This is a genomic window from Leifsonia sp. NPDC058292 (assembly GCF_042880955.1).
Classification (GTDB): Bacteria; Actinomycetota; Actinomycetes; order Actinomycetales; family Microbacteriaceae; genus Leifsonia.
Window position 1 is genome coordinate 1 of record NZ_JBHVYL010000050.1, and the last position, 21,179, is coordinate 21,179.

Here is a 21,179-nt window from a genome sequence, read left to right on the forward strand (position 1 = left end):
GAGGCGGCCGGTGGCCGCCTCCGCGGGGGTCGATGCGGGATCGATGGTGTGGCTCATACCGTTCGGGCTACTTGCCGTCGGCCTTCGCCTGGATCGACTTCAGCAGTTCTTCCGGCTTCGCACCCTGGCCGAGCTGTCCGATCTGGCTCTGGATCGCTCCCTGGGCAGCGGCCCAGTTCGGGTTCGTCGACGGGTAGAACTTGGCGTCAGGCAGGAGGTCGAGGAACGGCTTGATGGTCTCGTTGGAGGCCATTGCATCCGCACCCGACTTGGTGGTGGGCAGGAAGCCTTCGGCGCCGACCCACTTGGTGTAGACGTCGGCCGAGTAGAAGTAGTCGAGGAACTTCTTGATCGACGCCGTCTTGTCGGTCTTGCCCTTGAACGCCATCAGGTGGTCGGCGACGCCGAGCGTGAAGGCCGAACCGTCTTTGGTGGGGATCGGCGCGATGCCGTAGTTGAGACTCGCGTTCTTTTCCTTGATCTGGCCGACGGTCGGCGGAAGGCCGACCTGCATGCCGATCTTGCCCTGCACGAACACGTTGAGCAGCGGCGTGCGGTCGGTCGAACCCGGGTTCTGCTCGGTCAGGCCGCCCGTGATGAACTTCTGCATCTCGGTGGCCCCTTCGACGTTCTCGGGGCTGTCGATCGTGAGCTTGCTCGCGTCGCCGTACCCGCCGCCGGCGCCGTAGAACCAGATGGCCGTCTCGGCCTGCGCCTCTTCGCTGCCGAGGGGCATGCCGTAGCCGATGTCACCGGCGGCTTTGATCTTGGCCGCCGCCGCCTCGAGGTCGGCCCACGTCTTCGGCGGCCCGCTCACGCCGGCCTTGGCGAAGATGTCCTTGTTGTAGAACAGCGCGCGGGCGGATGCGATGAACGGCAGACCGTACTGGGTGCCGTCGATGCTCGCGTTCTTGGCGAACGCGGGCTGGAAGTCGTCGAGGGTCTTGGCCGACACGATGTCTTTCGCCGGGTAGAGCAGGTCATCGCTGGCGAAGCCGGCGAACGCGTCGATGTTCAGGATGTCCGGCTGCTTGCCCGCCTGAACCTTCGTCTTGATCACGTTGTTGATGTCGTTCCACGACTGAACGTCGAGGCTCACCTTGATGTCGGAGTTCTTGGCCTCGAAGTCCTTGATGATCCCCTGCCATTCCGCCTTGGTGTTGTCGGAGTAGCTGGCGACCATCAGGGTGAGCGTCTTGGTGTCGCCCGACGAGTTGTTCGACCCGCCGCCGAACCCGCACGACGCGAGCGTCATGGTGGCCACGGTCGCTGTCGCGATCGCCGCCCCCCATCGCAGTGACTTCTTCATTGACTTCCTCACTCTCGAATGGAACGGACCGTCACAAATGAAGGAGCTTTCTGCGCGACGGTGCGTCAGGGATGGTGCAAGTTATTGATGCTTTGTGATTCTTTTGTGCTCGAAACAAACAATTGCATTCAATTGATGATCGAATCATTGCGTGCCGCTCCCCATCCGTCAAGCACAGGCCAGAAGATCGTTACAAGGCGTTTACACGACCATCACATAGCCGCCTCACCCGGCGTCGTAACGATCGAAGATGATCACTAGACACGCATATCGCTCATAAGCGATCATTGAGAGATCACGACGTCGGAACGGGAGAAGAACAGTGACGGAACCATCCCAGTTGGGTGCCCACATGGAGGCCGAGTTGCGGTCGCAGCCGGAGACCTGGGCACACGCGGCCGAGTTGCGAACGGAACAGAAGCTCCTCCCCGCCGCCGGCGAACGCATCGCCGTGGTCGGCTGCGGCACCTCCTGGTTCATGGCCCAGTCGTACGCCGCTCTCCGCGAGAGCGCCGGACTCGGCGTCACGGACTCGTTCGCCGCGTCGGAGGCGTTCGTCGATCGCGATTACGACGCGATCGTGGCCATCACCCGGTCGGGTACGACCACCGAAGTGCTCGAGTTGCTCGACCGGCTGCGCGACGCCGGCACCAGGTCACGAACGATCGGCATCGTCGGCGACCCCGAGACTCCGCTGGTCGGCCTCGTCGACGACGTCGTGAAGCTGCCGTTCGCCGACGAGAAGTCGGTCGTGCAGACGCGGTTCGCCACCACGGCTCTCGCGTTTGTCCGTGCCTCTCTCGGCGAAGACCTCGACTCCGCCATCGCGGAGGCCGCCCAAGCCGTGACCGAAGAACTGCCCGAGGCGCTGCTCGGTGCCGAGCAGTACTCGTTCCTCGGCACCAACTGGACGGTCGGTCTCGCCCACGAGGCCGCGCTCAAGATGCGCGAGGCCTCGCAATCGTGGACGGAGTCGTATCCGGCGAAGGAATACCGCCACGGCCCGATCGCGATCGCGGCGCCCGGCCGGGTCACCTGGATGTTCGGCGACGCCCCCGACGGCCTCGCCGGCGACGTCGCTGCGACCGGCGCCCACTTCGAGAACTCCTCGATCGACAGCCTCGCCGACCTCGTGCGAGCCCAGCGCGTCGCCCTGGCGCGCGCCCGGCGGTTCGGTCTCGACCCGGATCACCCCCGCAACCTCACCCGATCTGTCATCCTGGCCTCGTGAAACCCCCGTCGTCCCCTGTTGCCGGTGCGCCATCCGGCCCCGTCGCCGACGTGGGCGTGAGCGTCGGCGCCGGCAGTGCCGTGCTCGCGTTCGACGTGGGCGGCACCGACATGAAGGCCGCCCTCGTCGATGAGGCGGGCACCATCCGGGCTCTCGTGCGTCGCGCAACACCGCACGACGGCCCGCGCACGGCGGATGCGGTGGTCGAGGCCGTCGCCGAGCTGTCGGATCGATTCCGCCGGGAGCACCCCGACGTGCAGCCACGCGCGCTCGGCCTTCTCGTCCCCGGTCATGTCGACGACGAAGCCGGGGTCGGCGTCTTCTCCGAGAATCTGGACTGGACCGACTACCCGTTCCGCGATCGCGTCGAAGCCGCCGTCGGGCTGCCCGCTTCGTTCAGCCACGACGTTCGCGGAGCCGGTGAGGCGGAGCACCGTCTCGGCGCCGCGGCGCCGTTCGACGATGTGGTCGTCATGGCCATCGGCACCGGCATAGCGGGCGCGATCTTCATCGGTGGCCGGTTGTATGCCGGTGGCGGCATGGCCGGCGAGATGGGGCACTCCCGCGTCGCGGACGGCCCGGAGTGCGCCTGCGGCGGACGCGGCTGCCTCGAGGCCGTCGCCTCGGCGGCCGCGATCGCCCGCCGCTACACCGCGCGAACCGGCGTGCCGGTCGCCGGAGCCAAAGAGGTTCTCGACCGCGCCAACGCCGGCGACACCGACGCGGCTCTCATCTGGGAGAGCGCGCTCGACGCCCTTGCGCTCGACCTCTCGCACACCGTCGCGCTGCTGGCCCCCCAGGCCATCGTGATCGGCGGTGGTCTCTCCCAGGCCGGTCCCGCATTGTTCGAGCCGCTGACCGCGAAGCTGGATGCCCTGCTCACCTTCCACCGCCGCCCGCTGCTCCTGCCCGCCAGCATCGGCGAGGACGCCGGGGTCATCGGGGCGGCGCTGCGCGCCCGCGATCTTCTCGCGGCCCGCGATGCGGTCGCTTCCCGGCCACTGGAGGCGCAACCGTGATCCTCACCGTCACACCGAATCCGGCCATCGACATCACTTACCGCGTCGGCGAGCTCGATGTCGGGGAGTCGCACCGCGTCGCCGCACCGGCCACGCGGGCCGGCGGCAAGGGCATCAACGTCGCCCGGGTGATCACCCAGACCGGCGGCCACGCCTTCGCGCTGACCACCGCCGGCGGCGCCGCCGGGTTCCGGCTCGCCGACGACCTGATGGCGAGCGGCGTTCCCCACGAACTGATCCCGGTCTCGGAGCAAACGCGCAGCAGCATCGCCATCGTCGACGACGGCAGCGGACTCACGACGATCTTCAACGAGACGGGAGCGCCCCTCCGGAGCACCGAGTGGGCGGCCATCGCCGCGGCGGTCGAGCGTCTCGCCGATGCCGCGACCTGCATCGTGGGGTCCGGCAGCCTCCCTCCCGGCGCCCCCGAGGGCTTCTACGCGCGGCTGGTCGAGGTCGCGGGTGAGCACGGCATCCCGAGCATCGTGGATGCGACCGGCCCCGGTCTCCTGCTCGCCGCGGAGGCGGGCGCCTCGGTGCTGAAGCCGAACCGCCGCGAATTGACCGAGAGCACCGACGAGACCGATCCGGTTGCCGGCGCCGCGCGGCTGCTCGCGCTCGGAGCCGGGCTGGTGCTCGTGTCTCTCGGGGAGCTCGGGATGCTCGCCGTCAGCCGCACCGCATCCGACGCCCCCAGCGTTCTTCGCGCCCGCCTCCCCCACCCGCTGCACGGCAACGCGACAGGGGCAGGCGACGCCGGGGTCGCAGCCGTGGCCACTTGCCTCTCGGCGGGCATCACCGACCCCGAGACGATCCTCCGGCGCGCGACCGCCTGGTCGGCTGCCGCTGTGCTCGCCCCGCTCGCGGGCGAGCTCGACCCGTCGTACGCCGAGCTGGAATCCCAGCTCGAGCTCACCTCCTGACCCGAAGCCAGAAAGGCGATCGATGCCGCTCGTTCCCACCGCCGACCTCCTCCATTCCGCGGTCGCGCACCGCACCGGTATCGGTGCGTTCAACGTGATCCACCTCGAGACCGCCGAAGCGCTCGTGGCGGCCGCCGAGGATGCCGCGCTGCCCGTCATCCTGCAGATCTCGCAGAACTGCGTCGCCTACCACGGCGGGCTGGAGCCGATCGCCCGAGCGACGCTCGCCGTCGCCGCAGGCTCGCAGGCAGCCGTCGCCGTGCACCTCGACCACGCCGAAGACGAAGAGCTCACCCGGGCGGCAATCGACCTCGGCTTCGGCTCCGTCATGTTCGACGGTGCGAAACTCGACTACGAGCACAACGTCGAGGCGACCGTGCGGGTCGTCGAGTACGCCCACGCCAACGACGTGCTCGTCGAGGCGGAGCTCGGCGAGATCGGCGGCAAAGACGGAGCACACGCTCCCGGAGTGCGCACCGACCCCGACGAGGCGCGCCGGTTCGTCGACGAGACCGGCGTCGACGCCCTCGCCGTCGCCGTCGGCAGCTCGCACGCCATGACCGAGCGCACCGCATCCCTCGACCTCGACCTGATCGGCAGGCTGCACGCCGCGATTCCGGTTCCCCTCGTGTTGCACGGCTCTTCGGGGGCATCGGATGAGACGATCGTGTCGGCGATCCGCTCCGGCATCACCAAGGTCAACGTCTCCACCCACCTCAACGGTTTCTTCACAGACGCCGTGCGCCGCTATCTCGACGCCAACCCCCAGGTGGTCGACTCGCGCAAATACCTGCGGGAGGGGCGCACCGCGGTGGCGGCCGAGGCGGCCCGCCTCCTCACGCTGTTCGCCGTGACGGATCGAGCCACGCCCGAGAGGCCCTCCAGGTGAGCACACACACGCAAGCGAGCACGCACCCGCAGACGACGATCCCCACGCGTGGGCGGCGGCGATGAACCGGGCCGGGCGACTGAACGCCGTGCTCGACCTGCTGGCCGAGTCAGGGCAGGTCGAGGTCGACGACATCGTCGAGAAGCTCGACGTGTCGGCGGCGACGGCCCGGCGCGATCTCGACGCGCTGGCCTCCCAGCAGCTGCTCACCCGGACCCGCGGCGGCGCCGTCGGGCAGTCGGTGGCCTACGACCTGCCCATCCGGTACAAGCGCGAGCAGCACGCGCCCGAGAAGCTGCGCATCGCCCAGGCGGCCAGCGCCCTGGTTCCGCGCGGCGCCGTCGTCGGACTCTGCGGCGGCACGACCAGCACCGCGGTGGCGACCGTTCTGGGCGCCAGGCCCGACCTCATGGAGCCCTCGCCGCATCCGAATCTCACCGTGGTCACCAATGCCATCAACATCGCGGCCCAGTTGGTGATGCGACCCCAGATCAAGACCGTCGTCACCGGCGGGGTCGTGCACGCCCGGTCGTACGAGCTGGTGGGACCGTACAGCGACGTGGTGCTCGAGAAGATCACCATGGACATCGCGTTCATCGGCGTGAACGGCATCGACCCGATCGTTGGAGCGACCGTGCACGACGAAGGGGAGGCGAGCGTCAACTCGCTGATGGCCCGGCGTGCGACGCGTGCCGTGGTCGTGGCCGACTCGAGCAAGATCGGCCGCAAAGCCTTCGCGACCCTGGGAGGCCCGAAAGTGCTGAGCACCCTCATCACCGACAGCGGCATCAGCGCCGAGCAGCGCGCCGCCTTCGCCGAACACGGCATCGAAGTTATCGTCGCCTGATGCCTACGACCGTCATCCACTCCGCCCGGCTCGTCACCGACGGGAAGGTCATCCACAGCGGCTGGGTGCGTTTCGACGACGACTCCGTCGGCGGCACCGGTGTCGGCGACAGCTGGCGCGCGGCGGTCGCCGGCGACCCCGCAACCGCGGTGGTCGACGCCGATGGCGCCTGGTTGACCCCCGGCTTCATCGACATCCACGTGCACGGCGGCGGGGGCGCCTCGTTCGACGATGGCGCCGCCGAGATCGGCACCGCGCTCGACCTGCACCAGCGGCACGGCACCACCCGGTTCGTCGTCTCCCTCGTCACCGCACCCGTGGACGCTCTCGCCGACCGCGTCGCGACCGTCGCCGCTCTGAGTCGCACCGACCACCGCATCCTCGGCAGCCATCTCGAGGGACCGTTCCTCGAGGTGGGTCACAAGGGCGCGCACGACCCGACCCTGCTGCGGTCGGCCACGCCCGCCGACATCGCACGCCTGCTCGACGCCGCCGACGGCACGCTGCGGCAGATCACGCTCGCGCCCGAATTGCCGGGCGGCCTGGATGCGGTGCGCGCGTTCACCGACGCCGGGGTCGCCGTCGCCGTCGGGCACACCGGGGCGGGCTACGACCAGACGCGCGCCGCCTTCGACGCGGGCGCCAGCATCCTGACACATGCCTTCAACGGCATGGACGGCATCCACCACCGCGCCCCCGGCCCGGTCGCGGCCGCCACCCGCACCCCGGGCGTCACCATCGAGCTCATCAACGACGGCGTGCACGTGCACCCCGAGGTCGTTCGCATCGCTTTCGCCTCAGCGCCCGGCCGCATCGCCCTCATCACCGACGCGATGGCCGCCGCCGGCTCGAGCGACGGCGACTACATCCTCGGCTCTCTCGCTGTGGCGGTGCGCGACGGCGTCGCGCGCCTGGCCGACGGCGGCTCGATCGCCGGCTCCACCCTCACCCTCGACGAAGCCCTCCGCCGAGCGGTGCACGATGTCGGCGTGGGCGTCGAAGACGCCGTGCTCGCGCTCACCGAGACGCCCGCCGCCGCGATCGGCCGCTCCGCGAGCCTCGGCCGCCTGGCGCCCGGCTTCGCCGCCGACGCTGTGCTCCTCGACGACGACTTCGCCGTGCTGCAGGTCTGGTCGGCCGGCGAGCCCGTGCAGCGCTAGCCGCGCGCCCCGGCTCATTCCCCGCGAATGTTGCCGTTCCGGTCGAGTGTGACCGCTCTGCCGGCCACACTCGACCGCAGCGGACACATTCACCACGAATCGGGGCCGGCGAGAAGGCCGCCCCACGCCACTACCGCCGGGCGGCCGCCACGAACTGCGCGATGAGCTCGGGCGACTTGCGGCCCGGGGCGAGCTCGACCCCGCTCGAGACGTCGACTCCCCACGGTTGCAGCTCACGGATGCGGTCGGCGACGTTCCGCGGGGTCAGACCCCCGGCCAGAATCCACTCGCGATTGGGCGGCTCCGTCACGAGGTGTCCCCCGTCGAAGGTCTCGCCGGCACCCGGCTCAGGCGCGTCGAGCAGCAACTGATCGGCCGGATGCGGCACCGCATCCACACTCCGGGTGTAATCCCGCGCGGCCATCGCCCGGATGGTCGGCCATCCCAGCGCCTGAAGCGCAGCATGGTCCGCGGCGGTCTCAGCGCCGTGCAGTTGCACGACATCGAGCCCGGCCTCGGTCGCGAGACGCGCGACCTCCGCCACCGGCTGGTTGCGGAACACGCCGACGGTGAGCACTCCCGTCTGCCGTTCCCGTGCACCCGCTCGAGTGACCGCCCGGGCGGCGAGGTCTCGCGCGACCAACGCATCCACCAGCCGCGGGCTGCCCGGCGCGAACACGAAACCGACGGCGTCCGCTCCCGCCGACACCGCCGCCTCCACCGACTCGGCATCGGTGAGTCCGCACACCTTCACCCACATGCGTTCCAGGCTAGCGGCGCGCAGGGGGCGGGCCGGACTGTCGGGTCCGGCCCGCCGATCCTCCGGCACCGTCGTCGTGGCCCCCACCACGGTGACGCCCCCACCGGATCCGGCCGCCGTTCGGATGGCGGTCGGCCTCGGCCGCGGGATGGGCCGAATATCTCGTCCGCGGCACGGCGCCGTCCTGAAGACGGATCACGCTTGAGAGACGCACAGCCGGCCGGATCATGACGCCACTTCTCGAGGTTTTTCCGCCACCCGGGAGATCACCCGAAACCCCCTCGCTTTTCTGCGTTGATCGGGCATAATGGGGAACACTGTGCCGTCGGACCCGAACATCGACGACCAGTGAAGGGACCTTCGACCGTGTCGCACCTCACCCACCGGTCGGACGCCGAGCTCGTCGAGCTCACGCGCTCCGGCGACAGGGACGCTTTCGCCGAACTGTGGCGCCGCCACGCCCGCGCCGGGCTCACCGTCGCGCGCTCGTTCACCGACTCGTTCGACGCCGACGACCTGGTCTCCGAGGCCTACGCGAACATCTATCAGGCGATCGCCACCGGTGGCGGGCCGAAGAGCGCGTTCCGCGCCTATCTGTTCACCACCGTGCGCAACCTGGCGTCGTCGTGGGGGCGCTCGAGGCGCGAATCCCCGATCGACGATGCCGACACGATCGAAGACCCCGCCTTCAGTGAGGCCGGCACGATGGCAGCGCTCGACCGCTCGCTCACGGCACAGGCCTTCCGCAGCCTGCCGACGCGCTGGCAGGAGGTGCTCTGGTATTGCGAGGTCGAAGCGATGACGCCGCAGGATGTGGCGCCGCTGCTGGGGATGAAGCCCAACGCCGTCGCCGCGCTCGCCTACCGCGCCCGCGAAGGGCTGCGCCAGGCCTGGATCCAGGCACACATCGCCTCGACTGTCGAAGGCTCCGACTGCCGGTGGACCACCGAGCGCCTCGGCGCCTACGCGCGCAACGGCCTGGGGAAGCGGGACACGGCCAAACTCGAGATGCATCTCTCCGAGTGCGCCCGCTGCACCATCGTCGCTTCTGAAGCTCACGAGGTCGGCTCGCGGCTCGCGCTCGTGCTGCTGCCGCTGACGATCGGCGCCGGCGGCGCGGTCGCCTACGCGGCCTGGACCCAGACCGGCGCGAACGCCGTCAGTTACGCGCTCGGCGCATCCGGAGCCGCCCTCCCGGCCGCGGCGACCGCCGGCTCGACGACCGCAGGCTCGACGACCGCTGGCTCGGCGACCGCGGGTGCCACCACCACGGCGGGCAGCGCCAGCACGGCGGCCGGCAGCACCACCACCACGGCGGGTGCGACGGCTGCCGGTGGTGCAGCGGCAGCGACGGTCGCCGCCGGCGCCCCCATCACCGGGATGGTCGTGACGGGGCTGCTGGTGGCGGCATCCGTCGCTGCGGCCGCGGTGTTCGGCGGCCCACTGATCTCTCAGCTCTTCCCGCATCTGGATGCCCCGGTCGTCGCCCAGGCGCCGGCCGCCGGCACCAAGCAGACCGCGCCGACGGAGAGCACGGCTCCAGACACGACCTTGCCGACGCAGCAGCCGACGCTCGCTCCCCCGGCTGTCGCCGACAGCCCGAACGGCGCGCCCTCGGTCCCGCCCTCGACAGACGCGCCCGGTGACCCGGGAACGCCGACGACTCCGGTCGCTCCGGTCACGCCCACCACGCCGACCACTCCGACCACACCGACCACCCCCGTCGATCCGGCGTCTCCCCCCACCGCCCCCGCCATCGCGAACCCAGCGGATGCGTCACTCACCACCGCCGCCCTGTCACTGCCCGCATCCGGAACCGCCGAGCCGGGCGCGGTCATCAGCGTGACGGCCTCCGCTCCGGCCGCGCGCGCATCCCTCTCCCCCACACTCGGCAGCACGGAGACGAACGCCGACGGCGCCTGGGCGCTCGAGGTCGACCTGAGCGCGTTGAGCGACGGCGCATGGAGCCTGCAGTTCACGCAGTCGACGGCCGGCGGCGTCTCTCCCACCGCTCTGCGAACCCTCACGATCGACCGCACCGCGCTGCCACCGGTCGTCAGCAGCGTCGACCTGGGCGCCGACGGTCTCTACTTTCCGATCGTGTCGGGAACCGCCGAACCGGGAGCGACGGTCGACGTTCTCGACCAGGAGACCGTGCTCGCCACCACGGTGGCCGACGGGAACGGCGCCTGGCACACGGGACAGCTCACCGGCACGGCCACCGCCTATGCCCTCAGCGCGCGACAGACGGATGCGGTGGGCAACGTCTCCGCTCCGAGCGAGCCGGTGCGGGGCGAGTTGCGCACCCCACAGGTCTCGGCGTCCGGCGGTCTCGGTCTCGTGCTTCTCGTGATCACCGGCGCCCCGGGCAGCTCCGTGCGGGTCGTCGCCGACGGCGCTCCGACCGACTTCGTGATCACCCTCGATTCGAGCGGAACGGGCATCGGAACCTACCTCTGGATCGCGCAGGGAACCCACCAGATCGGAGCCTCTTACGTGGAGCTGGGCGGCTCACCGGATGCCCGCACCGGCCCGGCCGTGCAGGTTCCGGTCGAGCTGCTCTGACCCGTCGCCGCGGGCGTTCGCGTCGCTCAGCTCCGCTGTTGCTGCACGTCTGACCGCTCCGCCGCCCCGTCGGCGGTCTCCCGCCCGATGGTGCGAAGGCTGCGGTCCAGCACCGTGATCAGCAGGAAGACCACGGAGATGCCGACGACGACCCAGCCGAGCACGTGCAGGCCTCCGGTGGTGGCGTGGGCGCCGTAGGCGTTGCCGTAGACGACGGAGGCGACGATCGCGCCGAGGTAGAAGAACGTGCGCAGCAGGCCGGCTGAAGATGCGATGCGCTCCGGTTCCGCCTGGTGGTAGAGAGTGTTCTGGATGGCGAGATTGTTCAGGCCTTGGGGGATGCCGAGCACCAGCATCGTCACCACGAGGAACCAGATCGGCGTGGCGCCGGCCATGAAGAGCACGAGGATGCCGGCGGCTAGCTGGGCGATCGAGCCGATGATGAGCTTCCAGAGCACCTCGGGGCGGCGTCCGAAAGCGAGTGCCACGACGATGCCGGCGGCGAACACCGGGAGCAGCACCAGCCCCGCGGCGGTGGGGCTGAGCGCTCGCCCCTCCTCCAGCCACTGGGTGAAGCCGTAGACGAAGGTGTACGAGATCGTCGCAGTGAGGAGCGAACGGGTGTAGGTGAGGAGCAGGGGCCCGTTGCCGCCGAGCACCCGCAGATCGATGAAGGGCGCGTCCACTCTCAGCTCCCACCAGACCAAGCCGACGCCGGCGACGAGTGCCACGGCGAGCATCCAGAGCGTTCCCACCCCGATGTTCTGCAGAAAGAGCAGCAGGGCGAGCATCGTCACCGCGAAGAAGACGATGCCGAGGGTGTCGATGCGCGGACGCTGATCGCGGGGCGGTTCGAGCCCGGTGACCCGCGGGAGCAGGATCCACCCGAGGATCACGCTCGCGACGCCCAGCGGAAGGTTCACTGCGAAGGTGGCCCGCCATCCCCAGGCCCCGATGAGCAGGCCGCCGAGAGTAGGGCCGATGACGGCGACCGTCTGGGTGGTCACCGACAGCACCGTGAGGATGACGGCCGGCGATGCCACACCGGTGCGTTGACCTTCGGCGCGGATCATGTGCATCGCGGCCGGATAACCCGCGCAGGTGCCGAGGCCCAGTACGACGCGCGCGACGACCAGCCACCAGATGCTGTCGTGCGAGACCGGGATGACCAGACCGATCGCACCCGCGACCGCCACCAGGGCGCCTCCCGCGAGGAAGAGCCGTTTCACGCCGTAGACATCGACCAGCCGGCCCACCAGCGGCTGGCCGATCGCGGTGGCGAGATAGAGGGCCGAGACCAGCCACACCGTCTCCGACGCCGGAGCGCCGAGCGCGATGCCGATGGGCGCGAGGGCGACCGCGATGATCGCGGTGTTGATGGGGTTGAGAACCGCCCCGAGCATCATCGGCGCGAGCAGGCGCCGATCGAAGCGGCCGGGCGGAGCAGGTTTCAGCTTGAGAGTGAGCGCCATCAGTCGAGGATCCGTTCGAGGATGGCCGTGGCCGCGGCGAGCGTGATGAGCTCGGCTTTCGACACCTGCTGCGCGAGGGCCTCGTCGAGCCACGCGAGGCCTGCCTCCTTCTGGCCGGCGACCTGCTCCCATCCCGTGTCGGTCAGGTCGACGATCTGCCGGCGCCCGTCGTTGGGATCCTGACTGCGGGTGACGAAGCCCAGCCCTTCGAGCGACTCCACGATCGCCGCCATCGACTGCGGCCTCACGCGCTCGGCCATCGCGAGCGCGCTCACCGTCGAGACGCCGCCCTTGCTCAACCGCGACAGCGCCGAGGCTTGGGAGGGGGTGATCGCGTCGGCCGTCGCCTCCCGCAGCTTGCGGAGCAGCCGGGCCAGAACCGCCCGCAGGTCGACGGCGATCTGCTGCGGTGCCACATCCGGTTGCCCTTGACTCATATCAACAGTCTAAACTGCACAGTTGCACCTGTCCAGATTGCCGAAAGGATCCCCGATGACCACCGCCCTCCTGCTGATGGACTTCCAGAACGGCATCGCCGGCCGCCCCGGCCTCGAAGGGGCTGTGGATGCTGCGGCTCGCGCACTTGACGTCGCGCGCGACAACGGCATCCCGCCGCTGTTCGTACGCGTGGCCTTCCGCCGCGGCTATCCCGAGGTGGCCGCATCCAACCGCGCGTTCAGCGGCGCGTCCGCCGCGGGCGACACCATGCTCCTGGACAGCCCGGGAACGCAGATCATCGACCGCCTTGCGCCGGGCGACGACGAGCCGGTCGTCGTGAAGAAGCGCGTCTCGGCGTTCGCGGGCAGTGACCTGGCGGTGCTGCTGCGCGGCCTCGGCGCCGACGAACTCGTGCTGACAGGCATCGCGACCAGCGGCGTCGTGCTCTCCACCGTGCGCCAGGCGGCCGACCTCGACTTCCGTCTCACCGTGCTGGCCGACGCCTGCGGCGATCTCGACCCCGAGGTGCACCGCGTGCTCACGGAGAAGATCTTCCCACGCCAGGCCACCGTCACCACCGTCGACGAGTGGGCTCTCTCCCGCTGATCGACCCCTTGATGGCACGGCTGTGGCGCTGCCCCTGGGAGTGCGTTCTGAACGTGCGGCTACACGGCCAGCCCGCTGCCGCCGGCGACCACGATGTTCTGCCCGGTCAGATAGGTGGCGCCGTCTGAGGCGAGGAAGGCGACGGTTTCGGCGATCTCGCTCGCGTCGCCGAGTCGGCCGAGCGGGATGCGGGAGGCGAGGGCCCGCTTCTGCGCGTCGGCGGCCTCCGCGGACGCCGGCTATGCCGTACGGCGGCGTCGCGCCGATGCCGACGGTGAAGACGATGGCTGCGCCGTCGACGAGCAGGGGGAGGGCGCCCTGGACGGTGAAGAAACGCGCCCTTCGTGTTGATGCCGAGCACGTCATCCCAGGTCTGCTCGTCGACGGAACCGAGTGGCGTCGCCCGGCTGACTCCGGCGTTGACGAACAGGGTGGTCAACTGGCCGAAGTGGTCTCGGACCTCGTCGATCATGCGTGCCGTGTCGTCCAAAGAGCGTGAATCCGACTGGAGCACGAGTACATCGTCGGGAAGCTCGGCGCGTGCTCGCGCGGTGCTCGCAGCCCCCTGCCCGGTGATTGCGACGCGGTATCCTAGCTATTGTGTTGTCAATGACTACATCAAATACCCGCGGCGCGAGTGGCCGACGCGCGTACCACCACGGGAACCTTCGCGACGAACTGCTCGTCACGGCGGAAAAGGTGCTGCGCGAGGAGGGCGTCGAGCAGGTCACGCTCCGCGACCTCGCCCGGCGCGCGGGTGTCAGCCATGCTGCGCCCAGTAGACACTTCCCCGATCGGGAGGCTCTGCTCGTGGCGCTTGCAGCGACAGGCTACGAACGGCTCGGCCGTGCGGTGATCCGAGCCACGGAGGAAGCCGGCGACGACTTCGATGGGCGGCTCCGAGCGTTCGCTACCGCATTCGTGCGCTTCGCCATCGAGAGCCCGGCACTCGTGGACGTCATGTTCACGAGCGGGAAGGGCGTCGGCTCCGCAGCGCTCCAAGAGGCGAGGAGTGTGCTGTACGACACCTTCGGGTCCCTCGTCGAGGAGGGCTTGGGGCGAAGGAGCCTTCGCCGTCTCGAACCCGACCGCCTGAAGCCGCTGATCATCGCGACCATGCAAGGCGTGGCCGCATTTGCCGCCGCAGGGAGTCTGCCTGCGGAGGCCGTCGACAGCTTGATCGAAGACGCCTGCAGCCTCTTCATCATCTGAACCGAAACACGCCGGACCCTGATTCTGCCAGCAAGCCCCGCGTGCTCCGAGAATGCCGGTCCGGACTGGTCACACCGCCCGCGCCCTAGCCCGCGTCATGCGCCCGATCACGAGCACCAGCACGAGCGAGACGACCAGCAAGCCGATGTAGAGGGAGGGAAGCACCATCAGTCCGCCGGCGTCGAACACGATCGAGCCGAGCAGCGCACCGCCGCCGATCCCGACGTTGAACGCGGTCGTGTAGAGCGCGCTCGCGGTGTCGCGGAAAGCCGGGGATGAGGTGTGCAGCAAACGGGTCTGAAGCAGCGGAGGCAAAGCGCCGAAGGCGAGGCCCCACACGATGAACGCGGTGAGGGCGAGCACCGGCGTGGCGGCGAACACGGCGAGCGCGGCCACAGCGATGCCGGTGACCACGAGAGCGAGGATGAGCCCGAACTGCGGCCGTGGCCCGAGAACCGACCCGGCGAGCACAAGCCCGGCGGCACCGGCGATGCCGTAGAGGAACAGCAGGGCGCCGACGTTGCCGGCCGGAACACCCATCGCGTCGGTCAGGAAAGGCACGACGAACGTGTAGAACGCGTAGTGCCCGATCATCGTGACCGCGGCCACGAGGCAGACCATGATCACCGCCACCACGGTGGCGTCCTTCGCGCGCGCCCGTCCGCCGCGCGGGCGCGGCTGGGCGTCTTCGTCGCGCTCCACCTTGGGCAGGAACTTCCACACCATCGCAGCGCCGACGAGCATGAGCACGGCGAGGAAGCCGAACGACAACCGCCAGCCGAACACGTGCCCGGCGAACGTTCCGAGCGGAACACCGAACACGAACGCGAGCGTTCCGCCACCGAGTGTGATCGAGACCGCGCGGCCGATCTGCTCCTTGGGCACCAGATGCCCGGCGTACGCGCCGACGATCGACCAGAACATCCCGTGCGCGACTCCGCCCGCGATGCGCGAGATCACGACGAACACGTAGTCGGGTGCGAAGGCGGTGAGCAGGTTGCTGATGGCCAGCACCACGAGGATGCCCACGATCATCCCGTGCCTCGGCCAGCGTTTGGTGAGCGCCGTCAGCGGGGTGCTCGTGATCACGACGGTGAAGGCGAAGACCGTGACCAGAAGGCCGATCTGGGCTTCGCTGACACCGAGCGAACGGCTCATGTCGGGCAGCAGCCCGGTCGGGATCATCTCACTGGTGACCGAGAGGAAGACGGCGCCCGCGAGGGCGAGCAGCCCCACCCAGGGAAACTTGTGCACGGTGTTGATTGGCGACGTTGAAGTGGCAGACATGACGAGACTGTCCAACGAACGGCGTTCCCCGGCCATTCCGAGTGTCTCACGAGCGGCGGGTCGACTACGCGCCGATGTGCGCGCCCAGGGCCGCTCGATACCCGGCGACCAGAACCGAGTTTAGCGGATGCCCGCGAGCACCGTCTGAGAGTCGGTGATCTCGATCAGCGGGGCGTACAGCGCCATGGCGTCGAGAGCGCGCTGGTGATCCGCCTCGCTGAGGCCCGCGCATCCGTCGGCCACCACCCGCACGTGCACCCCCGCGTCCGCGGCCGGGAGCGCCGTCGACAGCACGCAGCAGTCGGTCGAGACACCGACGAGCACGACCTCCGTGCACCCGCCCAGCGCGGCCCGCAGAGCTTCACCCCACTTGCCGAACGTCGTCTCGGTGACCACCACCCGGCCGGGAGCGTCGACCGCGGCGACCAGGTCGTAGAGCGGGTCATCGGCCGGCACGAGCGCGAAGGGCCACTGCTCGTAGTACGGCTTCCAGGCGCCCTCCGGATGCTCAGGAGCGACGAACCGGGAGCAGATCACCCGGCCGGCGAAGCTCGGCAGCATCCGTTCGATGGTGCGTGCCGCGGCGGCGAACCCGGGAGTGAACCAGTCGCTCTCAGGGTCGCCGAACACGTTCTGCATGTCGATGACGACGAGGTACGGCTCCCCCGTCACGCCAGAGCCTCCTGCCGGCGAACCGTCGCGCGGCTGAAGATCAGCGTGCCGAGGTAGCCGATGACCAGCGCCACCAAAACACCGAGGTTGGCGTAGGCCCAATCGCCGCTCCTGCCGCCCAGGCCGAAAGCGTCGAACAGGTAGCCCTGCCAGCCGAGCCAGGAGACCGAACTGGTGACCAGCCCCCAGCCGAGCGCCGTGCCGACGACGACGAGTGCGATCGGCGCCCACCGCACGCTGCCGTAGCGCCCGCGCCGGTCGTAGAGCTCCTTGTCGGCGTAGTCACGTCTGCGCAGCTGGATGTCGGCGATGAAGATGCCGCACCACGCAGCGATCGGCACACCGAGTGTGATGAGGAACCCCTGGAACGGCCCGAGGAAGTCGGGGGCGAAGAACACGACGTAGATGGCGCCGATCGTCATGATGACGCCGTCGATGCCGGCCGCGACGTACCGCGGCGCACGCAGCCCCGCACTCAGCAGCGCCAGTCCGGAGGAGTAGATGTCGAGCACGGCCCCGCCGACCAACCCCAGCACCGCGACGATCACGAAGGGAACCAGGAACCAGGTGGGGAGCAGCGAAGCCAGCGCACCGATCGGATCGGCGGCGATGGCCTTGTTGAGGTCTGCGGACGAGCCGGCGAGCAGCACACCGAAGATCAGCAGGATGACCGGCGCCAGCGACGACCCGAACGTCGTCCAGCCGACCACACCCGCGCTCCGCGTCGCCCGCGGCAGGTACCGCGAGTAGTCCGCCGCCGCGTTCACCCAGCCGAGGCCGAACCCGGTGAGCATGAAGACGAAGCCGCCGATCACCTGCGGGAACGACCCCGACGGCAGAGCCGACACCGCACCGAGGTCGATGTGCCCCAGCACGAGCACGATGTACACCACCGTGAGCACGCCCGTGACGACGGTGATGATCTTCTGCATCCGCATGATCAGGTGGAACCCGATCACACCTCCGGCGATGATCAGTGCCGCGACCACGATGAGCGCGACGACCTTGGTGGCCACGCCACCCTCCCAGCCGAGCTGCTCGAACACGGTCGCGGTGGCGAGCACCGCCAGCGCCGTCAGCACCGTCTCCCAGCCCACGGTGAGCAGCCACGACAGCACGGAGGGCAGGCGGTTGCCGTCGACCCCGAACATGGCCCGGCTGAGCACCATCGTGGGCGCCGAACCCCGCTTGCCGGCGAGCGAGATGAACCCGCAGAACAGGAACGAGATGACGATTCCGACCACGCCGACGATCGTCGCCTGCCAGAACGAGATGCCGAACCCGAGCAGAAACGACCCGTAGCTCAATCCGAACACCGAAACGTTGGCGCCGAACCACGGCCAGAACAGGTCGCGAGCCCTGCCTTTGCGCTCGCTCTCGTGGATGGTGTTGAGCCCGTTCAGCTCCACGCCGAGCCCCTGGATGGGGGCGGCCGGCTGATCGGGTCTGTCCTCGCCTACGCTCGTCATGCACTGATCCAACTTCACCGCGCGCCGCCGCGTCAATGGCCGCGCGCGCCGGCCTTCGTGCATCTCAGCGGGTCAGGTCGCCCAGGGGTCGACGATGTGCGCGCCGGAGTCCTGGAAATCCGACACGTTGCGGGTGGCGATCGTGCCGACACCGGCAGCGAGCGATGACGCGGCGATCATCGCATCCGCCATGCCGATCGGTCGTCCGTAGCGTTCGCACTCGATGACGATCCGGGCGTACTCGACCGCTGCGATGGCGTCGAACGGAAGGATGCGGCCGCCGAAGTCGATGTCCAACAGCTGACCTATCGCATTCTCCAGGGCAGCACGCCGGTGCCCGGCCGCAAGCCGCTCGACTCCGTACAGCAACTCGGCCGCGGTGACCGCCGTGATGAACACGCCGTCGCTGACCTGCGCGTCGAGCCAGGCCAGCACCACAGGGTCTGGCCGCGGTCTCATCATCTCTGAGACCACGTTCGTGTCGAGCACGATCACGCCAGGCTCGCTCCGCGCGGCTTGTCGCGCGCTCGCTCGGGGAGCACCGCATCCCCGCCCAGTCCGGCGAAGCGCTCGTGGATGCGCGACCCGAGCCCGGTGGCCGCGGCGACCGTGCTGCGGCGCACCGCTTCGGCGAGTATGACCCGGGCCTCGGCTTCCATCGAGCGCCCGTTCTTCGCGGCGAGCGCGGCGAGTTGCGCCTTGGTGTCATCGTCGAGGTTGCGAACAGTCAGCGTCGGCATTTCGCCTCCTTTCGCCATATGCTAGCACAATGCTAGCACCACCCTCCCGCTACCCTGAACGAGTGACCTCCAGTATCAGCCCGACCGCGGAAGCCCAGCCCAACCACTGGGTGCTCACCTTCAGCTGCGCCGACAAGCCCGGCATCGTGCACGCCGTCAGCGGCGCGATCGTGGCCGCGCGCGGCAACATCACGGAGAGCCAGCAGTTCGCGAGCGCCGACACCGGGCGCTTCTTCATGCGCCTGCAGGTGGAGTCGGAGGCGACCCGCGACGAGTTCGAGGGCGCGCTGGCCCCCGTGGTCGAGGCGTTCGGGATGAGCCATCACGTCGACAACGTCGGCCGCCCGGTGCGAACGCTGGTGCTCGCGTCGACGGCCGCGCACTGCCTCAACGACCTCCTCTTCCGCCGACGCTCCGGGCAGCTGCCCATCGAGATCCCGCTGGTGCTCTCGAACCACGGCACCCTGCGCGAGCTCGCGGGCTTCTACGGTGTTCCGTTCGAGTCGCGCGCCGTGACGGATGCGGAGAGCAAGGCCGCCTTCGAAGCGCGCGTGCTGCAGGCGGTCGACGAGCACGACATCGAACTCGTGGTGCTCGCGCGCTACATGCAGATCCTCTCCCCCGAGCTGTGCGAGCGCCTCGCGGGCCGGGCCATCAACATCCACCACTCGTTCCTTCCCGGCTTCAAGGGTGCGAACCCGTATCGCCAGGCTCATGCCCGCGGGGTGAAGCTGATCGGCGCCACCGCGCACTTCGTCACGAGCGACCTCGACGAGGGTCCGATCATCGAGCAGAACGTCGTGCGCGTCGACCACTCGCGCACCGTCTCGGAGCTCGTGGCTATCGGCCAGGATGAGGAGAGCCGCACGCTCACGCAGGCGGTCAAGTGGTTCGCCGAAGACAGGGTGCTGCTCGACGGCGCCCGCACGATCATCTTCCGCTGAGTCCGCCGACCTGCGCCCGAGCCCGCCTCTAGACTGGGTTCGTGACTGATGCAAGGAGTTCCGGCGACGTCAAGGTCGGGCCGAACGACGTCCTCCGTTTTCTGCTGGAGCTGTTCGCCATCTTCTCCCTCGGGTTCTGGGGCTTCGTCGCCTGGCCCGTCCCGTGGAACATCCTCGTCGGCATCGGCGCCCCGGCGCTCGCGATCGTGCTGTGGGCGTTGTTCCGCTCGCCGAAGGCAGTTTTCCGCATCGACCCGTTCGGCCGGGCGATCGTCGAAGTCATCGTCATGGCCGCAGCCGCTTTCGCTTGGTGGGATCTCGGCCAACCCGTCGTCGCCATCGTGTTCGCGGTGATCGCGGCCGTGAGCGGCGTGATCAACGGACGCAAGGAGTTCTCATGACCGGCCTCGTCGTTCACAGCGCCCGCAAGCTCGATGCCGACGGCCTGGTCGACGACTTCTGGTTCGTCTCCGACGAGCGCACCATCGTGGCGACCGGTCACGGCACGGGCTGGCACGCCGCAGCCCAGGGCGCGGGCCGCGAGGTCGTCGATGCGGGGGGCCACTGGCTGACCCCCGGGTTCGTCGACCTGCACTGCCACGGCGGCGGCGGGCATCCGTTCGACGACGGCCCGGAGCAGATGCTCGAAGGCCTCGCGACGCACCGCAGCCATGGCACGACTCGCTCGCTCGTGAGCCACGTCGCCAACCCCCTCGCCTCTCTGCGCGAGAGCCTCTCGATCGTCGCCGACCTCGCCGCGTCCGACCCGCTCGTGCTCGGCTCGCACCTCGAGGGCCCCTTCCTCGCCCCCGAGCGCCGGGGCGCCCACGACGCCACGTTCCTGCGCGATCCCGGCCCCGAGATGGTCGAGGAGCTGCTCGGCGCGGCGCGCGGAACCATGCGAGTCGCCACCATCGCCCCCGAGCTCCCCAACGCGCTCGAGACGATCGGCGTCCTCATCGAAGCGGGCGTGACGGTCAGCGTCGGGCACACCTCCGCCGACTACGAGCAGACCGTGCGCGCGTTCGAGGTGGGCGCCCGGATGCTCACCCACGCTTTCAACGCGATGAACGGCATCCACCACCGGGCTCCTGGACCCGTGGTCGCCGCGTTCGACAACCCCGACGTCACGCTCGAGCTGATCCTCGACGGGCTGCACGTGCATCCGAAGGTCGCCGACATGATGTTCGGCTCTGCTGCCGGCCGGGTCGCCCTGGTCACCGACGCGATGGCCGCCGCCGGCGCCCACGACGGCGACTACCGCCTCGGCTCGCTCAACGTCACCGTGCGCAACGGCCTCGCGGTGCTGTCGGGCACGTCGACGATCGCCGGATCGACGCTCACGCAAGACGTCGCCCTGCGCAACGCGATCACGCTCGTCGGCCTCGACCCGGTGCGCGCGGTGGAAGCCGTGACGCTGACGCCGGCCCGCGCGCTCGGCGAAGACCACCGCCTCGGCCGGTTGCACGCCGGCTACGCCGCCGACGCCGTCATCCTCGACCACGACTGGACCGTGCGCCGCGTGTTCGCCGACGGCCTCGCCCTCGTCTAGCCCCACGCTCCGCTCGCGCGCTACACGCACCTCACGCACAATCGAGGGGTCCCAACACGCCGTCTGGCGTACACGCCCAACGGC

Annotated in this window: 21 protein-coding genes and 2 pseudogenes; 12 read left to right on the forward strand and 11 right to left on the reverse strand. The window is 69.6% G+C overall.

Translation table 11 applies throughout. From position 1 onward, the window contains the following. Nucleotides 1–67 precede the first annotated feature (67 nt). Nucleotides 68–1,309 (reverse strand): extracellular solute-binding protein, encoded by a 1,242-nt coding sequence (locus tag ACFVWR_RS17590; RefSeq protein WP_387215162.1) that lies wholly within the window; start codon nucleotides 1,307–1,309, stop codon nucleotides 68–70. A gap of 352 nt (nucleotides 1,310–1,661) precedes the next feature. On the opposite strand from ACFVWR_RS17590, the gene ACFVWR_RS17595 reads away from it, so the two are divergent. From ACFVWR_RS17595 to nagA (ACFVWR_RS17620), 6 genes are all read left to right on the forward strand, one after another. Continuing rightward, entirely contained in the window at nucleotides 1,662–2,540 is an 879-nt protein-coding gene (locus ACFVWR_RS17595) for an SIS domain-containing protein (RefSeq protein WP_387215223.1), read from the forward strand. Beyond that, the gene (locus ACFVWR_RS17600) at nucleotides 2,537–3,559 is read left to right on the forward strand and encodes an ROK family protein (protein ID WP_387215165.1); all 1,023 of its coding nucleotides are present in this window, start codon (nucleotides 2,537–2,539) and stop codon (nucleotides 3,557–3,559) included. Before ACFVWR_RS17595 ends, ACFVWR_RS17600 begins: the two co-directional genes overlap by 4 nt. Beyond that, on the forward strand, nucleotides 3,556–4,482 hold the full coding sequence (locus ACFVWR_RS17605; protein WP_387215169.1) for a 1-phosphofructokinase family hexose kinase: 927 nt from the start codon (nucleotides 3,556–3,558) through the stop codon (nucleotides 4,480–4,482). The genes ACFVWR_RS17600 and ACFVWR_RS17605 overlap by 4 nt, the downstream gene beginning before the upstream one ends. 22 nt (nucleotides 4,483–4,504) lie before the next feature. After that, complete coding sequence (locus tag ACFVWR_RS17610) at nucleotides 4,505–5,371, forward strand: ketose-bisphosphate aldolase (RefSeq protein WP_387215172.1); 867 nt, start codon at nucleotides 4,505–4,507, stop codon at nucleotides 5,369–5,371. 61 nt (nucleotides 5,372–5,432) lie between these two features. Beyond that, a complete protein-coding gene (locus ACFVWR_RS17615) occupies nucleotides 5,433–6,218 on the forward strand; it encodes a DeoR/GlpR family DNA-binding transcription regulator (protein WP_387215175.1) in 786 nt (261 codons plus the stop codon). Then, nucleotides 6,218–7,378, forward strand: a complete 1,161-nt coding sequence (gene nagA, locus ACFVWR_RS17620; RefSeq protein ID WP_387215178.1) for an N-acetylglucosamine-6-phosphate deacetylase — start codon at nucleotides 6,218–6,220, stop codon at nucleotides 7,376–7,378. Before ACFVWR_RS17615 ends, nagA (ACFVWR_RS17620) begins: the two co-directional genes overlap by 1 nt. 130 nt (nucleotides 7,379–7,508) lie before the next feature. Here the strand turns inward: nagA (ACFVWR_RS17620) and ACFVWR_RS17625 are convergent, their stop codons facing one another. Then, entirely contained in the window at nucleotides 7,509–8,138 is a 630-nt protein-coding gene (locus ACFVWR_RS17625) for a phosphoribosylanthranilate isomerase (protein ID WP_387215181.1), read from the reverse strand. A 366-nt stretch (nucleotides 8,139–8,504) separates the two neighbouring features. Between ACFVWR_RS17625 and ACFVWR_RS17630 the strand changes: the two genes are divergently transcribed. Further along, nucleotides 8,505–10,703 (forward strand): sigma-70 family RNA polymerase sigma factor, encoded by a 2,199-nt coding sequence (locus ACFVWR_RS17630; protein WP_387215184.1) that lies wholly within the window; start codon nucleotides 8,505–8,507, stop codon nucleotides 10,701–10,703. 26 nt (nucleotides 10,704–10,729) lie between these two features. Here the strand turns inward: ACFVWR_RS17630 and ACFVWR_RS17635 are convergent, their stop codons facing one another. After that, nucleotides 10,730–12,175, reverse strand: coding sequence for an MFS transporter (locus ACFVWR_RS17635; RefSeq protein ID WP_387215187.1), 1,446 nt, complete (start codon nucleotides 12,173–12,175; stop codon nucleotides 10,730–10,732). Then, nucleotides 12,175–12,612, reverse strand: a complete 438-nt coding sequence (locus tag ACFVWR_RS17640; protein ID WP_387215191.1) for a MarR family winged helix-turn-helix transcriptional regulator — start codon at nucleotides 12,610–12,612, stop codon at nucleotides 12,175–12,177. The genes ACFVWR_RS17635 and ACFVWR_RS17640 overlap by 1 nt, the downstream gene beginning before the upstream one ends. Nucleotides 12,613–12,667: 55 nt before the next feature. Between ACFVWR_RS17640 and ACFVWR_RS17645 the strand changes: the two genes are divergently transcribed. After that, nucleotides 12,668–13,219 carry a cysteine hydrolase family protein gene (locus ACFVWR_RS17645; RefSeq protein WP_387215194.1) on the forward strand — a complete coding sequence of 184 codons (552 nt, stop codon included), beginning with the start codon at nucleotides 12,668–12,670 and terminating at the stop codon, nucleotides 13,217–13,219. Nucleotides 13,220–13,278: 59 nt separating this feature from the next. Here the strand turns inward: ACFVWR_RS17645 and ACFVWR_RS17650 are convergent. Both ACFVWR_RS17650 and ACFVWR_RS17655 read right to left on the reverse strand, forming a co-directional pair. Then, a pseudogene (locus ACFVWR_RS17650) lies at nucleotides 13,279–13,434 on the reverse strand (SDR family oxidoreductase); the annotation flags it as partial. 125 nt (nucleotides 13,435–13,559) lie between these two features. After that, a pseudogene (locus ACFVWR_RS17655) lies at nucleotides 13,560–13,799 on the reverse strand (SDR family NAD(P)-dependent oxidoreductase); the annotation flags it as partial. 29 nt (nucleotides 13,800–13,828) lie between these two features. Between ACFVWR_RS17655 and ACFVWR_RS17660 the strand changes: the two are divergent. Continuing rightward, on the forward strand, nucleotides 13,829–14,431 hold the full coding sequence (locus ACFVWR_RS17660; RefSeq protein ID WP_387215197.1) for a TetR/AcrR family transcriptional regulator: 603 nt from the start codon (nucleotides 13,829–13,831) through the stop codon (nucleotides 14,429–14,431). A 69-nt stretch (nucleotides 14,432–14,500) separates the two neighbouring features. On the opposite strand, the gene ACFVWR_RS17665 is transcribed toward ACFVWR_RS17660, so the two are convergent. The 5 genes from ACFVWR_RS17665 to ACFVWR_RS17685 form a co-directional block, all read right to left on the reverse strand. Then, complete coding sequence (locus tag ACFVWR_RS17665) at nucleotides 14,501–15,718, reverse strand: MFS transporter (protein WP_387215200.1); 1,218 nt, start codon at nucleotides 15,716–15,718, stop codon at nucleotides 14,501–14,503. A gap of 120 nt (nucleotides 15,719–15,838) precedes the next feature. Next, the gene (locus tag ACFVWR_RS17670) at nucleotides 15,839–16,390 is read right to left on the reverse strand and encodes a cysteine hydrolase family protein (protein ID WP_387215202.1); all 552 of its coding nucleotides are present in this window, start codon (nucleotides 16,388–16,390) and stop codon (nucleotides 15,839–15,841) included. After that, nucleotides 16,387–17,859: a purine-cytosine permease family protein gene (locus ACFVWR_RS17675; RefSeq protein ID WP_387215205.1), complete on the reverse strand. Its 1,473-nt coding sequence runs from the start codon at nucleotides 17,857–17,859 to the stop codon at nucleotides 16,387–16,389. Before ACFVWR_RS17675 ends, ACFVWR_RS17670 begins: the two co-directional genes overlap by 4 nt. Before the next feature lie 72 nt (nucleotides 17,860–17,931). Further along, nucleotides 17,932–18,348, reverse strand: a complete 417-nt coding sequence (locus ACFVWR_RS17680; RefSeq protein WP_387215208.1) for a type II toxin-antitoxin system VapC family toxin — start codon at nucleotides 18,346–18,348, stop codon at nucleotides 17,932–17,934. Nucleotides 18,349–18,350: 2 nt separating this feature from the next. After that, a complete protein-coding gene (locus ACFVWR_RS17685; RefSeq protein WP_387215211.1) occupies nucleotides 18,351–18,599 on the reverse strand; it encodes a hypothetical protein in 249 nt (82 codons plus the stop codon). 62 nt (nucleotides 18,600–18,661) lie between these two features. On the opposite strand from ACFVWR_RS17685, the gene purU reads away from it, so the two are divergent. Genes purU through nagA (ACFVWR_RS17700) form a run of 3 tightly spaced genes read left to right on the forward strand, consistent with a single transcriptional unit; the run spans nucleotide 18,662 to nucleotide 21,095 of the window. Continuing rightward, nucleotides 18,662–19,543 carry a formyltetrahydrofolate deformylase gene (gene purU / locus ACFVWR_RS17690; RefSeq protein WP_387215214.1) on the forward strand — a complete coding sequence of 294 codons (882 nt, stop codon included), beginning with the start codon at nucleotides 18,662–18,664 and terminating at the stop codon, nucleotides 19,541–19,543. A gap of 41 nt (nucleotides 19,544–19,584) precedes the next feature. Next, nucleotides 19,585–19,944, forward strand: a complete 360-nt coding sequence (locus ACFVWR_RS17695) for a YrdB family protein (RefSeq protein WP_387215217.1) — start codon at nucleotides 19,585–19,587, stop codon at nucleotides 19,942–19,944. Continuing rightward, nucleotides 19,941–21,095, forward strand: a complete 1,155-nt coding sequence (gene nagA, locus ACFVWR_RS17700) for an N-acetylglucosamine-6-phosphate deacetylase (RefSeq protein ID WP_387215220.1) — start codon at nucleotides 19,941–19,943, stop codon at nucleotides 21,093–21,095. Before ACFVWR_RS17695 ends, nagA (ACFVWR_RS17700) begins: the two co-directional genes overlap by 4 nt. Nucleotides 21,096–21,179 lie beyond the last annotated feature (84 nt).

What these genes read in the sequence shown, in the direction of transcription:
- ACFVWR_RS17635 (WP_387215187.1), bottom strand. Translation starts at nt 12,175, where the DNA reads ATGGCGCTCACTCTCAAGCTGAAACCTGCTCCGCCCGGCCGCTTCGAT.
- ACFVWR_RS17610 (WP_387215172.1), top strand. Translation starts at nt 4,505, where the DNA reads ATGCCGCTCGTTCCCACCGCCGACCTCCTCCATTCCGCGGTCGCGCAC.
- ACFVWR_RS17665 (WP_387215200.1), bottom strand. Translation starts at nt 15,718, where the DNA reads ATGTCTGCCACTTCAACGTCGCCAATCAACACCGTGCACAAGTTTCCC.
- ACFVWR_RS17675 (WP_387215205.1), bottom strand. Translation starts at nt 17,859, where the DNA reads ATGACGAGCGTAGGCGAGGACAGACCCGATCAGCCGGCCGCCCCCATC.
- ACFVWR_RS17645 (WP_387215194.1), top strand. Translation starts at nt 12,668, where the DNA reads ATGACCACCGCCCTCCTGCTGATGGACTTCCAGAACGGCATCGCCGGC.
- ACFVWR_RS17625 (WP_387215181.1), bottom strand. Translation starts at nt 8,138, where the DNA reads ATGTGGGTGAAGGTGTGCGGACTCACCGATGCCGAGTCGGTGGAGGCG.
- ACFVWR_RS17640 (WP_387215191.1), bottom strand. Translation starts at nt 12,612, where the DNA reads ATGAGTCAAGGGCAACCGGATGTGGCACCGCAGCAGATCGCCGTCGAC.
- ACFVWR_RS17615 (WP_387215175.1), top strand. Translation starts at nt 5,433, where the DNA reads ATGAACCGGGCCGGGCGACTGAACGCCGTGCTCGACCTGCTGGCCGAG.
- nagA (WP_387215178.1), top strand. Translation starts at nt 6,218, where the DNA reads ATGCCTACGACCGTCATCCACTCCGCCCGGCTCGTCACCGACGGGAAG.
- ACFVWR_RS17590 (WP_387215162.1), bottom strand. Translation starts at nt 1,309, where the DNA reads ATGAAGAAGTCACTGCGATGGGGGGCGGCGATCGCGACAGCGACCGTG.
- nagA (WP_387215220.1), top strand. Translation starts at nt 19,941, where the DNA reads ATGACCGGCCTCGTCGTTCACAGCGCCCGCAAGCTCGATGCCGACGGC.
- ACFVWR_RS17685 (WP_387215211.1), bottom strand. Translation starts at nt 18,599, where the DNA reads ATGCCGACGCTGACTGTTCGCAACCTCGACGATGACACCAAGGCGCAA.
- ACFVWR_RS17660 (WP_387215197.1), top strand. Translation starts at nt 13,829, where the DNA reads ATGACTACATCAAATACCCGCGGCGCGAGTGGCCGACGCGCGTACCAC.
- ACFVWR_RS17595 (WP_387215223.1), top strand. Translation starts at nt 1,662, where the DNA reads ATGGAGGCCGAGTTGCGGTCGCAGCCGGAGACCTGGGCACACGCGGCC.